Genomic DNA, 16,252 nt, shown 5'->3' with positions numbered 1-16,252 from the left:
AGTGTAAACGTTACATCACTACCTGGTACAAATGGGCCTGCACTTGATAATACTTTTGGTCAAGGCCAAGTCGTATGTCTGTGTTACATTTATTTGTGCCGGGTCAGCATTGTCTTCATCTGTGGTTGCATTGGTGCCACCTGGTGTGCCTGTGCCATCTCCATTAATCGCATTATCTGCCGGTGAGTTTGGTGCGCCTCCTGCATCGTTGTTCGGATCGTTATCTTCTGGTGAATCGATATCGCTTAATCCTAACGCATTGGTGCTTGAACTAATTTCTGCTACGTTGGTTAACGTGGCGCCTTGATATGAATTGTTAACGCGTAGGGTGATATCTACGGTAGTAGTGCCGCCTTTTGGTAAACTTGCAATTACTGAATTCATGGTGGCTGTGTTGCCGCTTGCGGTCCAGTCTGCATCATTCAAACTCATACCCGTTGGTATGTAATCTGTTATCTGAATGTTGCTTGCATCTAGTGTGCCCTGGTTGTATACCGTAAGTGTAAACGTTACATCACTACCTGGTACAAATGGGCCTGCACTTGATAATACTTTGGTCAAGGCCAAGTCGTATGTCTGTGTTACATTTATTTGTGCCGGGTCAGCATTGTCTTCATCTGTGGTTGCATTGGTGCCACCTGGTGTGCCTGTGCCATCTCCATTAATCGCATTATCTGCCGGTGAGTTTGGTGCGCCTCCTGCATCGTTGTTCGGATCGTTATCTTCTGGTGAATCGATATCGCTTTAATCTTAACGCATTGGTGCTTGAACTAATTTCTGCTACGTTGGTTAACGTGGCGCCTTGATATGAATTGTTAACGCGTAGGGTGATATCTACGGTAGTAGTGCCGCCTTTTGGTAAACTTGCAATTACTGAATTCATGGTGGCTGTGTTGCCGCTTGCGGTCCAGTCTGCATCATTCAAACTCATACCCGTTGGTATGTAATCTGTTATCTGAATGTTGCTTGCATCTAGTGTGCCCTGGTTGTATACCGTAAGTGTAAACGTTACATCACTACCTGGTACAAATGGGCCTGCACTTGATAATACTTTGGTCAAGGCCAAGTCGTATGTCTGTGTTACATTTATTTGTGCCGGGTCAGCATTGTCTTCATCTGTGGTTGCATTGGTGCCACCTGGTGTGCCTGTGCCATCTCCATTAATCGCATTATCTGCCGGTGAGTTTGGTGCGCCTCCTGCATCGTTGTTCGGATCGTTATCTTCTGGTGAATCGATATCGCTTAATCCTAACGCATTGGTGCTTGAACTAATTTCTGCTACGTTGGTTAACGTGGCGCCTTGATATGAATTGTTAACGCGTAGGGTGATATCTACGGTAGTAGTGCCGCCTTTTGGTAAACTTGCAATTACTGAATTCATGGTGGCTGTGTTGCCGCTTGCGGTCCAGTCTGCATCATTCAAACTCATACCCGTTGGTATGTAATCTGTTATCTGAATGTTGCTTGCATCTAGTGTGCCCTGGTTGTATACCGTGAGTGTAAACGTTACATCACTACCTGGTACAAATGGGCCTGCACTTGATAATACTTTGGTCAAGGCCAAGTCGTATGTCTGTGTTACATTTATTTGTGCCGGGTCAGCATCATCTTCATCTGTGGCCGGATTGCTATCCCCCGGATTTCCAGTTCCATCTCCAAATATTGCATCGTCTGAGCCTGAATTCGGATTTCCACCTGCATCATTGTTTGGATCGTTATCATAAGGACTATCTATGTCTGTAAGTCCAAGGGCATTTGACCCCGCAGTAATTTCTGCTCTATTTATTAATGATGCTCCTTGATATGATAAATTAATACGCAGTGTGATATCAACAGATGTGGAGTCTCCTTTTAACAATGATCCTATGCCGCTATTAAACGTTGCAGTATTACCACTAGCTGTCCAATCATTATCATTCAACGACATGCCTGTTGGAATGTAGTCGATTAGTTGAATGTTGGTTGCATCAATAGTTCCTTGATTATAAACAGACAACGTAAAGGTTACATTACTGCCTGGAACAAATGGGCCAGCACTAGTTAACTGTTTCTTTAATGCTAAATCAAAAATCTGCGTAACATTAATCAGAGCAGGATCTGCATCATCTTCGTCAGTTAATGCATTTGTGCCCCCTGGTGTACCGGTACCGTCACCATTGATGGCATCATCTGCAGGTGAATTTGGAGCTCCACCAGCATCATTGCCAGGTATGTTATCGAAAGGTGAATCTATATCCGTTAAGCCTAATGCATTGCTACCTGCACTAATTTCTGCACGATTTACTAACGTAGCGCCTTGGTAGTTTTGATTTATTCTAAGCGTTATGTCAATTGAAATAGTGGCTCCTTTTAATAGTGAGGGGATACCTACATTATAAGTAGCAATATTTCCAGAAGCTGTCCAATTGGGGTCATTTAATGACATCCCTGCTGGGATGTAATCAGATACCTCGATATTTATTGCATCAAGTGTTCCTTGATTATATACGGTAATGCTAAAAGTAACATTACTATTTTGCATAAAAGGACCGGTTGATGAAAGAACTTTCTTCAGAGCAAGGTCGAATGTTTGGGTAACATTTATCTGTGCAGGGTCAGCATTGTCTTCATCCGTTGTTGCATTGGTACCACCTGGTGTGCCCGTACCATCTCCATTGATCGCATTATCTGCCGGTGAGTTTGGTGCCCCTCCTGCATCGTTGTTCGGATTATTATCTTCTGGTGAATCAATATCGTTCAATCCTAACGCATTACTACTCGAACTTATTTCTGCAACATTGGTTAAGGTTGGCCCTTGAAAATCTATATTTACTTGTAAGGTAATATTTATAGACGTGTTAGCCCCTTTTGCCAAAGAAGCAATTGGAGTATTTAGAATTGCATTGGTTCCGCTTGGTGTCCAATTAGGATCGTTCAAACTCATACCCGTTGGTATGTAATCTGTTACTTGAATATTGCTAGCATCAAGTGTTCCCTGATTATAAACTGTTATTGTAAAGGTTACATTGCTTCCTGGAATGAATGGACCTGCGCTGCTCAATACTTTCTTTAAGGCAAGATCAAACGTCTGAGTTACCTCAATTTGTGCAGGGTCAGCATCATCTTCATCTGTTACAGGATTATTATCTCCTGGAGTGCCTGTTCCATTTCCATTGATAGCATCATCGGCCGGACTATTTGGAGCACCGCCCGCATCATTATTTGGATCAGTATCATATGGCGAATCAATATCTGTTAAGCCTAAGGCATTAGAACCTCCAGATATTTCTGCCTTATTTATTAATGAAGCTCCTTGATAGGAATTGTTTATTTGCAAAGTAATATCAACTGAAGTATTCGCACCTTTAGCTAAAGATGCAATACCTCCATTTAACGTTGCAGTGTTTCCAGCTGAAGTCCAATCAGGATCATTCAAACTCATTCCTGTAGGGATATAATCTATAAGTTGAATATTTGTTGCATCTATAGTTCCTTGATTGTATACGGTAAGTGTAAACGTTACATTACTTCCCGGAACAAATGGTCCTGCACTTGAAAGTACTTTCTTTAACGCTAGATCGAATGTTTGCGTAACATTAATCTGTGCCGGATCAGCATTATCCTCATCTGTAGCAGCATTGGTTCCTCCGGGAGTGCCGGTACCATCACCATTGATGGCATTGTCAGCTGGTGAATTTGGAGCACCGCCAGCATCGTTAGTTGGATTATTATCTTCAGGGGAATCGATATCTGATAAACCCAAAGCATTTGTGCTTGAGCTAATCTCTGCTTTATTAGTCAATGTTGCTCCTTGGAAAGAGTTGTTGACAGTTAATGTAATACTAACAGTTGTATTTGCGCCCTTAAGAAGGCTTGCAATAGGATTGTTCAAAGTAGCAATATTTCCGGTTACGGTCCAGCTAGGGTCATTTAATGACATGCCAGCCGGTATATAATCGCTTATTTGTATGTTCGATGCATCCAGTGTACCTTGATTGTATACAGTAATGGTGAAGTTTACATTACTGCCAGGAACAAATGGACCTGCACTGCTAAGTTCTTTTTTAAGAGCCAGATCATAGGTTTGTGTAACTGCAATTTGAGCAGGGTCTGAATCATCCTCATCTGTAGAGGCATTGGTGCCACCAGGAGTACCAGAACCATCACCATTAATAGCATCGTCAGCCGGACTATTAGGTGCTCCGCCTGCATCATTATTCGGATCAGTATCATATGGCGAATCAATATCATTTAAGCCTAACGCATTGGTCGCGCCCGATATTTCGGCTCTATTAACCAAGCTTGCGCCCTGATAATTTTGATCGATTTGTAGAGTGATATTTACTGTTGTATTGGCCCCTTTTGCAAGAGAGGCTATGCCGCCATTTAATGAAGCCGAACTTCCGCTTGCTGTCCAATTAGCATCATTTAATGTCATTCCAGCAGGAATATAATCAACCACCTGAATATTAGTTGCATCAAGTGTTCCTTGATTATAAACAGTAATAGCAAATGTCACATTGCTTCCAGGAACAAATGGTCCAGCACTTGAGAGTACTTTCTTTAACGCTAGATCGAATGTTTGAGTAACATTAATTTGTGCCGGATCAGCATTATCTTCATCAGTACTTGCACTTGTACTTCCCGGTGCTCCGGTACCATCTCCATTGATTGCATTATCAGCAGGAGAGTTTGGAGCTCCACCTCCATCGTTGTTTGGATTGTTGTCTTGTGGTGAGTCAATATCATTTAATCCAAGCGCATTGTTACTTGAACTTATTTCGGCAACATTAGTCAACGTTGCTCCCTGATAAGTGGTGTTTACTCTTAACGTAATGCTTACGTTAGTGTTAGCTCCTTTAGCTAAAGAAGCTATAGGCACATTTAGTGTGGCTATATTTCCTGACACTGACCAGTCAGCATCATTTAAGCTCATTCCCGTTGGGATATAATCACTAATTTGAATATTAGAAGCGTCAAGTGTTCCCTGATTATAAACTGTTATTGTAAAATCAACATTACTTCCAGGAACAAAAGGTCCAGCGCTTGCTAATACTTTAGTTAAGGCTAAATCGTAAGTCTGCTGAACATTTATTTGAGCTGGATCGTGATCATCTTCATCAGTGGCAGCATTTGTTCCGCCCGGAACCCCGGTTCCATTTCCATTTACCGCATTATCGGCAGGAGAATTTGGGGCACCACCGGCATCATTACCATTTGTATTATCAGCTTGCGAATCAACATCTGGATCGCCATAAGCGTTTGTTGATCCTGAAATCTCGGCAAAGTTTAAAAGAGTAGCACCCTGGTAATCGCTCGATATTTGTAATGTAATATTAATGGTAGTCGAATTTCCATAGCTAAGGAATGGAATAGGTACATTTAACGTTGCCTTTGTTCCAAAGCCATTAGCTGTCCAGTTGGGATCATTTAATACCATTCCTGTTGGAATGTAATCTGTTATTTGAATATTAGATGCGTTTACATTCCCCTGATTGTATATAGTCATTGTAAATGTAACATTACTACCAGGCACAAATGGTCCTGCGCTGCTCAATTCCTTTTTCAAAGCTAAATCATAATTGTGTACGGGCTCTTCCACAAATTGTGAACAAGTTATAGTGCAGCCATTTGCATCCGTAACCGTTACCGTATAGGTTCCAACTGATAAACCAGTAGCTGTCTGGCTGGTTTGGCCATTGCTCCATAAGTAAGTATATGGTGTTGTTCCGCCTGCTGGATTAGCAGTTGCTGTTCCCTCTGTACCGCCAACAGTAGTTGCATTGGTATGGCTGCAAGTTATTGAAAGTGCGGTTGGTTGAGTAACAGTAAATGAGGTAGTTTTAGTGCAATTGTTTGCATCTGTAACTGTAACTGTATATGTTCCTGCCATCAAACCGCTTCTGTTTGAGTTAGTAGAACCATTATTCCACAGGTAATAATAAGGCTGAACACCTCCCGAAACTGTCAAGACGATCGAACCATTATTACCACCAAAACAATTTACATTAGTGATAGTGCCTTGCACATTCAGTACATTGGGCTGTGAAACTGTGTAAGAACATGTTTTGATACATCCCTTAGCGTCTGTAACTGTTACGGTATACGTTCCTGCGGTTAAGTTTAATGCTGATGAACTGGTGCTTCCGTTATTCCACATGTAAGCATAGGGGGTAGTTCCGCCTGTAGCAAATACCGAAGCAAATCCGTTATTGCCACCATAGCAAGCCACATTGCCTCCAGTGCAGGTTATAGTTAATTCAGTTGGTTGGGTAACAACATAAATACATTGTTTTGTGCAATTGTTTGCATCGTTTACAGTAACAGTATATGTACCCGCTACCAGATTTGAAATGGCAGAAGTAGCTGCGCCTGTATTCCACAAATAGGTATATACTCCTGTTCCTCCTGTAGCAACTACATTGGCCGAGCCATTGCTTCCGCCCATACAAGAAACATTCGTGCCATTGCAAACTAAGTTTATTTGTGATTGCTGTGTAATTAAAACAGAACATGTTGCAGAGCAACCATTTGCATCTGTAACAGTAACCGTATAAGTTCCGGCAGTACATCCGGTAATTGTTTGTAATGTTTTTGAGTTGCTCCACCAATATGTATACGGAGCCTGCCCACCTGATGGTGATGCAGTAGCTGTTCCATTATTTCCTCCAAAACATGGAACCTGTGTTGAAGTGCATGTTACAACAAGTGGCGGTCCGCTTATGTTAATTGTAACCTCGCAAGTTGTTGTACATCCATTATTATCTGTTACCGTAACGGTATATACTCCTACTCCAAGACCGTAAATATTATCGTCCGTTTCGCCCGTGCTCCATAAGTAAGTATACGGCTGTGTGCCACCACTAGTGGTAACCGAAGCTGAACCAATATATGCTTCAGCACAAGGAACATCGATTCCCCAGCAAGAAGCAGTTATTTGGGCTGGTTGATTGACGGAACTGATAATACACTGTTTCGTACATCCTTTGCTATCTGTAACTGTTACAGAATAGGTTCCGGCAAATAAATTAGAAATAGCTGATGTGGTTGACCCGTTATTCCACAGGTAAGTGTAAGGAGGTGTTCCTCCATTAGCATTAACTGTTGCTGTTCCATTATTTCCTCCATAACAAGAAACATCTGTTTTGGTGCAGTTAATGGTAAATACCGGAGGCTGCGTTACAGTATAAGAACATGTCTTGGTACATCCTTTACCATCGGTAACTGTTACTGTATATGTTCCGGGTGAAAGGCTGGTTATTGATGCTGTTTGTGCACCATTGCTCCATAAAAAGGTATAAGGTTGCTGACCACCGGTTGCATTAACGACTGCAGTACCTGTAGTTTGTCCATTACAATTAATGTTGGTTCCATTACAAGTTAATGTCATTGGGGTATATCCATTTACCGCTCCGGTACAAGTAGTTGTGCAACCTTTTGAATCGGTTACGGTAACAGTATATGTTCCTGCAGCTAGATTGTTTATAGTTGAAGTATTGCCCCCATTGCTCCATGCATAAGTGTATGGCGAGGTGCCTCCGCTAGGAACAACCGTTGCTGAACCTGTGCTTCCCCCATTACAATTTACTGCTGTCGTATTTATGTAGCAGATTGGAACCGGGTTAACCTCTTTTTTAATAATATTAGATTCGCCATCATAATTTGAACAACCGGACCTGCGAGAACATCTACGGAACCATGTAGTTTGTGTTATTGGACCCGGATTATACGTGGGGCCATTGGCTCCCGGAATAGTACTATATGTTGCAAAGTTATCGTATGAAATCAACCAAACGTATTCAATAGTTCCTGTTCCTCCTGTTGGTAATGTCAAACTAACAATGTCATTAGGGTCGTAGCCTCCACATACACTTTGGTTATAACCAATAGTTCCTCCATCAGTTATGTTGCAACATGTAGGTCCACTAATAGTAAAGTTATAAGTACCAGCACAACCAACACCATCTGTAATTGTTGCCGTGTAGTTACCCGCACATAGGTTATAAACATCAATTTGCCATTGGCTACCATTCCACCAATAACCGTTATAGTTAGTGCCATTTACATTAATCGTGTAAGTGCCATTGCCACCTGTCCACATTAACCAAACTACACCATTACATTGTCCACAGCCTGCATTTTGTGTCATACTTGATATACTAATGTTACCTACAACCTCTTTCTTAATTATATTGGACTCTCCAACATAATCTGTACATCCGCTTCTGCGAGCGCATCTGCGATACCAGGTTGTAACAGTAATAGCAGGCGGGTCATACGATGGGCCATTCGCTCCCGGAATAACTGTATATGTAGCAAAATTATCTGTTGACTTGAGCCATACATATTCTATTGTACCTGTGCCGCCTGAGGGCAATGATATACTAACAATATTGGAAGGGTCAAATCCACCACAATTGCTTTGGTCATAGCCAATGGTTCCAGCACCGGTTACATTGCAACAGGCTGGAGTTCCAATAGTGAATGTAATTCCTCCAACACAACCAACGCCATCGGTAATTGTCGCTGTAAAATTGCCGGCACATAAATTACTGATATTGATTTGCCAGCTGCTTCCATTCCACCAATATCCAGTGTAATTTGTTCCATTAACATTAACGGTGTAGGTACCATTTCCGCCTGTCCAATTTAATGTGGCTATTCCATCACAATTACCGCATGTGGCATTTTGTGTGGATTTCCAAACGGTTAGTGTTCCGCCAACTTCCTTCTTAATTATGTTAGATTCTCCTACATAATCGGTGCAGCCGCTTCTGCGTGCACATCTGCGATACCAGGTTGTTTGTGTAATGGCAGGTGGATCATATGAAGGTCCATTAGCTCCTGGTATTACAGTATATGTTGCAAAATTGTCCGTTGACTTGAGCCAAACATATTCTATAGTCCCAGAACCTCCACTTGGCAAACTAATGCTTACAATATTTGCTGGGTCATAACTTCCGCATTGAGTTTGATCATAACCAATGCTTCCAGCACTGGTAACATTACAACATCCTGGTGTGCTAATAGTGAAGTTAATTGTTGCTGTGCAACCGGCTCCATCTGTTACTGTTGCTGTGTGATTACCGGCACATAAATTATAAACATCAATTTGCCAATTGCTACCATCCCACCAATATCCTGTATAATTAGTGCCATCTACATTGATAGTATAGGTGCCATTTCCACCTGACCAATCTAACCATACAGCACCATCACAATTTCCGCAAGTTGCATTTTGGGTCATTTGCCATAAGGTTATTGATGATACTACCTCTTTTTTTATGATATTTGATTCACCTACATAATCTGTACAACCACTTCTGCGTGCACATCTGCGATACCAAGTTGTTTGTGTAATGGCTGGTGGGTCGTATGTAGAGGTATTTGTATTTGGAATTACTGTATAGGTTGCAAAATTATCGGTTGATTTAAGCCAAACATATTCTAATGTACCACTTCCACCCGAAGGAAGAGAAATGCTTTGAATTAGTGCTGGGTCATATCCACCGCACTGGGCTTGATCATACCCTATTGAACCGGCACTTGCAACATTGTTACAAGATGAAGTAACGGTTACACACCACATATCGGTTTTGATCCATGAACCAGAACCACTGAAAGCAGCATTAACATAATAGGTATTGGCAGGTACCACTCCATTTAAAGTGTATTGCTGTGGCCCCGGCAACAATTTATTTACTTCTTGGTATATGTTGCTAATCCAATTCCAATTAGCATCAAAAAAGTCGATTGATACCTGATGGTAGAGCGAAGGATTATGCGTTCCTGCATAAACAGTACAATTAATTGTAGAGCCCGGAAGAATGGTGCCCTGACCAATTGTTTGAGAGACCCAGTTCCAGCCGCCATTGGTAATTTCAAAATCACCTGATTTGGTGCCGCATTGAACGGCTCCTGTACCTGAACTAAAATTACCCCCTTGCCAACTCCATCCGGTTGTCCCATTCTCAAAGCTTGGATTGGTAACAAGGTTGCCTGTGCAAGTGCACTGTGCTAAACTGTCAGTTTGCACCAGACCAATTATTATTCCCATGAAGACAATAGTACGACTAAACGCAAGCAATTGATTAACGCGTAGATTTGGTTGAAATCTATTAATGGAATTCGTAAGGTTTTGGTAGATGTTATTTTTCATATATAAGAAATATTTAATGCTTTTTTTCAATTTTGATGAAGAGGCCAAACACCCACTATTGGGTAATAAGCCAAATTCAAGGGTGAACAATATGTTTTTATTTGGTGATTTTGACAGTAAACTTGACTACCATTTAATAAGAAGTGCTTATATTTGAATTTTTGAATTCCTTTAGATAAAAAAAGTGACAACAAAAATTTTGAAGCTTTTGAATAGTTGCATGTGAAAAACAATATAGCAGGTAGAGAAATCTGAAGCGCTTTGTAGCTAAGTTTGTTAGTAAGTGATACAAAAAAGGTAAAATCAAGTAGTGCAAACGATTTTATTAAAACTTCCTGTGAGATTAAAGCATGAAATGAAGTGCTTAGTTGGATTGGCTTATTGGTTGATAATAAAATGAAATGACGATAATTTAAGTCTAAAGTGGTTGAATAGTTATTAAAATGATTGATGGAGTTGCATATGGGTAAATTGATGTAATCAAATATGAATTGACTAAACCAGCTGAAAAGGCTGATACTGATAGGTTCTATGTTAAAAATAAAATACACTTTTCTTTATTGATAGCCAACTTTTGTTACCGGAGGGAATACGCACTACTGTTTCCTCCGCTTTTTTAATTTATTATGATAAGGAAATAAATATTACAGGCAAGTTCGCACTACCAAACTTATTCAAAGGACGTTTTGCACTACTAAAACACCCTTAATAACCCATTAATTACAACCTTAATTTAGAAAGATTTTCGAGGATTCAAATTCAATGCCAATGTTAAGAAGATTTCCACACATAATGATAAGCGTGATTTGAATTTAGGTGAACAGCAACATTATTTAGGTTAAGTGTATTTTTTTATTGCCTTACTGCCACATTTTGGTGATTAAGGAAATTGAATAAACTGATTCAAAACAGAAAAACATCAAAAAAAAGCCATTTATATATTTGATAATCAAATACTTGTTGTATATTATACGCTAATTATTTTACAGTTTACCATGCTTATTAATCGTTTTACACATAATTATTAACTATTAGTTGCACTAACTAGAAAAGCTCCAAAACCTAAATTGTTCATAAAAGTCAAACTCAAGGCAATAAACTAAAAAGCTTTGCTTCAAACATGCAATAAATTGACCTGATGACTCGAGTAAAAAATCGCATGTAAGATCCCTTTCTATTTGATTAAAAAAATAGTTTCATCTTCGCCTAAAAAACATGTTTACAAATTATCAATTTACAGTGGTCGAACGATTTTTGCGTTATGTAAAAATCGACACTCAAAGTGATCCAGGTTCAACAACTATTCCTTCTACTGAAAAACAAAAAAACCTATCTCGCATATTAGTAAGCGAACTTAATCAGTTGGGAATTAATAATGCCGAAATGGATGATTATGGCTATGTATATGCAACCATTCTAGGGAATACGAGAAAAGAGAATATCCCTGCAATTTTTTTCTGCAGCCATGTTGATACTTCACCCGATTGCAGCGGAGTTGATGTTGAACCAATTATACATACTAACTATAATGGCAGCCATATACATTTGCCTAAATCAAACCAGCCAATAACCATAGATAAGCACCCTGAATTGAAAAATCAAATAGGAAACGACATTATAACAGCAAGTGGTAACACCTTGCTAGGGGCTGATAATAAAAGTGGTGTTGCCGAAATTATGGATGCTGCTAATTTCTTAATGACACACCCCGAAGTTAAACATGGCGACATACGGATTTTGTTTACCCCGGACGAAGAGATAGGGCGTGGTGCTGATAAGGTTGATGTGCAAAAACTAAATGCAACTTTTGGGTATACAATGGATGGAGAAACTGCTGGAGATTTGGAAAATGAAACCTTCAGTGCCGATGCTGTAACCATTAAAATAAAAGGAGTTGCATCACACCCCGGGTATGCCAAAGGGCTTATGGAGAATGCTATTAAAATTGCTGCCGAAATCATTGCAGCGTTGCCAAAAGTTTCAATTTCTCCTGAAACAACCAATGGTATGCAGGGATTTATTCATCCTACCAAAGTGGATTCATCATTGGAGCACGCTGTACTTGATTTTATAATAAGAGACTTCGAAGTAAATGGGTTGCATCAGCTTGAAGAAGCGCTTAGGGCTTTAACAGTGAAAGTAATGTCAGGTTATCCAAATTCCACTTTTGAATTTATAATTAAAGAGCAATACAGAAACATGAAGGAGGTGCTTGATAAACACCCACATGTAACAGACTATGCAATAAAAGCAATTGAGCGAGCAGGATTAAAGCCACGTCTTTCAAGTATACGAGGAGGCACAGATGGCAGCCGCCTATCATTTATGGGGTTGCCGTGTCCCAATATTTTTGCAGGAGAACATGCCTTTCATGGTGCGCATGAGTGGGTGAGCATACAGGATATGCAGAAAGCAGTGGAGACAATTGTACACCTTTGTTGCATAGTAGAAGAAAATAATTAATTAAAGTTATTTCCATTATTTTTTGTTAGTTTACAAAAGAATATAAATTTGCCCAATCATTGCTGATGGAAATACTTCCCGATATATTAGGCGCTAAGCATAAGCTAATTAATTTGCTGTCAAATCAGCTTGATGTGCATTTCAGTTACCATTCGCTTGAGCATTCATTAGATGTGTTTGATGCTTCATTGCGCTTGTGTAAGATGGAGAAAATAAATAATCCACGGCTGGAGTTGCTTATTGCTACTGCAGCGCTATACCACGATACTGGATTTACAATTGGAGGATACAAAGATCACGAAGAGGCAGGCTGTGCAGTAGCTCGCAAGCACTTGCCAGAACTTGGCTATACCAATGAAGATCTTGATGAAATTTCGAAACTTATACTTGCAACCAAACTACCTCAAAATCCTCAAACAATTCAAGAAAGGATAATTTGCGATGCGGATTTAGATTATTTAGGTAGGGAAGATTATTATCCGATAAGTTCCCAATTAAAAGATGAGTTTTCGCACTTTGGAATTATTAAAACCGAATCAGACTGGCTGCGAGTTCAAATAACTTTTTTTAAGTCACATACATTTTTTACAAATTCAGCAAAGGAAATGCGCAATGAGCGCAAAATGCAGTATTTGGAAGAATTAATCAACCAAAGGAATTCGATGTTGCAAAACGAAGAGAATAACGATTAAACAATCATAGCAATTTTAGAAATAAAGAAAAACATATGAAAATAATAGTTCCTATAGACTTTACTCCTGTTACCGAAAACGCTTTGCGTTATGCGGTTTCTGTAGGCGAACAATTAAACGCCAGTATCACCTTACTCCATATATTGAATAAAGAAAAAGATAGGCCCGAAGCGGAAGCTAAACTTGAGGTTTTATCGGGCAAATACAATCATTCGGCTAAGGTTGATTTTATGACCTTTGTGGGAAATATTTTTGAGCACATAGGTCAATGTGCTGCAGATGCACAGGCTTCTTTTATCATCATGGGTACTCATGGTATAAAAGGAATGCAACACTTTATAGGCAGCAATGCAATGAAAGTTATAACACACAGCCAAACTCCTTATATAGTTGTTCAGCATAAAATGTTTATTCCAATAAAAAGGATGCTTGTGCCGGTAGATTTTACCCGAGAAGCAAAACAAATGCTTCCTCTTATCTTATCTCTTAGCGAAACCTTCAAAGTTGAAATAACCTTTATGCTACAGCAAACCAAAGATGAGTTTTTGGCTAATCGAATTAAGAACAACTTTGAGTATATGCAGTCTTATTTAAAAGATAATGGCATAATACACTCGCTAGCTGATGTTAAATACAACGCTTCTTCGGCTTATAAAGACATTACTAAGTTAGCTAATAGGCTAAATATAGATTTGATTGTAACTACTGTTGACCCTGAAACCAACATGGCCAATTATGTAATGGGGGTTGAAGAGCAAAAAATAATTGCCAACGAGTATGAAATACCCGTACTGTGTATCAATTTGAAAAATATTTTAAGTAAGTCGGGAAATGTTTTTGAATATACTTTCTAGTAGGAATATGCTTAAATAACCATTTCTAAATGGAAGCAAACACCTAATGAACTTTATTCAGGAGATTGATACCAGCCTTTAACATATTCCGCTTTTATACCGTTTGTAAAAAACCAATCGAACTTCCGGCAAAACCAATTATTCAAGCTATCAGATGCTTGATTAATCGAATTAACTATTTTTTTTAATACAGTCATTTTCCAGTACTTTTAATAATTAGAATAGGGATGAGTGCGAATATACTATAAATTCTATACGACACGTATATTACTTGCCTATTTATTGTCAATTTATTGCCACATATTGCATACACATTAATAACGGCTACTTTTGCAGAAAAATTATTAGAAAAAGTATGAATGCAGAAACTTTAACGCTTCAGGATTATAACATCTCTGAAACATTAGCGCAACTAGGGATAAAAAAAATCAATAACGGAGCATGCACCGGCACCGAGTGGTATAACACCACTGGCGATATAATTGATTCCTATTCGAGCAGCGATGGTCAGCTAATAGCATCGCTAAAACAGGCTACAGCCAATGATTATGAGCGTATTGTACAAACATCGCAACTGGCTTTTAAGCAATGGCAAATGTGGCCTGCGCCAAAACGTGGTGAGGTGGTTCGTCAAATTGGCAATGTGCTTCGCGAATACAAAGAACCTCTTGGCAAATTAGTCTCTTACGAAATGGGTAAAGTTTACCAGGAAGGCCTTGGCGAGGTTCAGGAAATGATTGATATATGTGATTTTGCAGTTGGATTATCACGACAGTTACATGGATTTACCATGCACAGTGAGCGCCCTCGTCACCGAATGTATGAACAATACCATCCGCTAGGAATTGTAGGTGTTATTTCTGCCTTCAATTTTCCTGTAGCCGTATGGAGTTGGAATGCCATGCTCGCCATGGTTTGTGGCGATACAGTAATATGGAAGCCATCGAGCAAAACCATGCTATGTGCAATTGCCGTACATAACATAATTGAAAAAGTACTTAAAGATAACCAGGTTCCAGAAGGGGTTTTGTGTCTTGTGGCCGCAGGAAGCAAATATGTTGGAGACAATATGCTTGCTGATAAGCGTATACCCATGATAAGCGCTACAGGCAGCACACGTGTTGGTAAGCGTGTAGCTACATTGGTAGGAGAGCGATTGGGTAAGACCATACTCGAACTTGGAGGAAACAATGCTATTATCATTACCGAAAACGCTGACTTAGACCTGGCTCTACGTGCCGTATTGTTTGGCGCTGTTGGAACTGCCGGACAGCGATGCACCACCACTCGAAGGCTTATTATACATCAATCAGTATATGAAACATTTACAACGAAATTGGTTAAGGCTATTAGTAGTGTAACTATTGGCCATCCACTGGATAGTAAAACTCTGGTTGGTCCATTAATAGATAAAGGTGCGGTAAAAGATTTTCTTAGTGCCATAGAAAAGGCTAAAGCCGAAGGTGGTAAGGTGCTTGCAGGAGGCACCGTTTGCACAGGTGAAAACTATGATAGTGGCTGCTATGTGCACCCAACTATTATAGAGGCCCAAAACAATTATCACATTGTGCAGGAAGAAACTTTTGCCCCTATTTTATATATCATGAAATATGACACCATTGACGAAGCCATTCATTTAAATAACGATGTACCTCAGGGATTAAGCTCTTCATTATTTACCCGCGATTTGCTTGAAGCCGAAAAATTCCTTTCGCACGAAGGTAGCGATTGCGGCATAGCCAACATAAACATAGGAACAAGTGGAGCAGAAATTGGCGGTGCCTTTGGTGGCGAAAAGGAAACCGGTGGTGGTCGCGAATCAGGAAGCGATGTATGGAAATATTATATGCGAAGACAAACGAACACCATCAACTATGGCAAAGAACTACCTCTTGCTCAAGGAATAAAGTTTGATATATAAGGAACATATATAGTTATAGTTAAAAAGAGCGATCGTAGTTATCGCTCTTTTTTATTTTATACAACTACAAATAACACAATTACACGAATTAGCCCTTACCAGCAAACTCGACCTAATGGGAGCTTAGCAGGCTGAATGGTGATGAATAAAAAAACTGCATGCCACAAACTCATATTAATTAATA

General features: G+C 39.7%; 7 protein-coding genes. 5 read left to right on the top strand and 2 right to left on the bottom strand.

Features of this window, described 5'->3' with window-relative positions:
- Positions 1–18: 18 nt before the first annotated feature.
- A complete protein-coding gene (locus IPO27_07260) occupies positions 19–561 on the bottom strand; it encodes a DUF11 domain-containing protein (GenBank protein MBK8846371.1) in 543 nt (180 codons plus the stop codon).
- Between IPO27_07260 and IPO27_07255 the strand changes: the two genes are divergently transcribed.
- Positions 554–748: a hypothetical protein gene (locus IPO27_07255; protein ID MBK8846370.1), complete on the top strand. Its 195-nt coding sequence runs from the start codon at positions 554–556 to the stop codon at positions 746–748. The genes IPO27_07260 and IPO27_07255 overlap by 8 nt on opposite strands.
- Here the strand turns inward: IPO27_07255 and IPO27_07250 are convergent.
- Positions 719–10,138, bottom strand: a complete 9,420-nt coding sequence (locus IPO27_07250; GenBank protein ID MBK8846369.1) for a DUF11 domain-containing protein — start codon at positions 10,136–10,138, stop codon at positions 719–721. The two genes, IPO27_07255 and IPO27_07250, sit on opposite strands and share 30 nt — an antisense overlap.
- 1,215 nt (positions 10,139–11,353) lie before the next feature.
- Here IPO27_07250 and pepT point away from each other — a divergent pair.
- The 4 genes from pepT (at position 11,354) to IPO27_07230 (ending at position 16,068) form a co-directional block, all read left to right on the top strand.
- Positions 11,354–12,601, top strand: coding sequence for a peptidase T (pepT, locus tag IPO27_07245; protein MBK8846368.1), 1,248 nt, complete (start codon positions 11,354–11,356; stop codon positions 12,599–12,601).
- A gap of 65 nt (positions 12,602–12,666) precedes the next feature.
- Positions 12,667–13,293: an HD domain-containing protein gene (locus tag IPO27_07240; protein MBK8846367.1), complete on the top strand. Its 627-nt coding sequence runs from the start codon at positions 12,667–12,669 to the stop codon at positions 13,291–13,293.
- Positions 13,294–13,328: 35 nt separating this feature from the next.
- The gene (locus IPO27_07235) at positions 13,329–14,147 is read left to right on the top strand and encodes a universal stress protein (protein ID MBK8846366.1); all 819 of its coding nucleotides are present in this window, start codon (positions 13,329–13,331) and stop codon (positions 14,145–14,147) included.
- A 355-nt stretch (positions 14,148–14,502) separates the two neighbouring features.
- Complete coding sequence (locus IPO27_07230; GenBank protein MBK8846365.1) at positions 14,503–16,068, top strand: aldehyde dehydrogenase family protein; 1,566 nt, start codon at positions 14,503–14,505, stop codon at positions 16,066–16,068.
- The last annotated feature ends 184 nt before the right edge of the window (positions 16,069–16,252 follow it).

It is taken from the genome of Bacteroidota bacterium, from assembly GCA_016714535.1.
Lineage (GTDB): Bacteria > Bacteroidota > Bacteroidia > AKYH767-A > OLB10 > JADKFV01.
The sequence above is the reverse complement of the archived record's forward strand: the minus strand, read 5'-3'. Positions and strand labels throughout refer to the sequence as shown.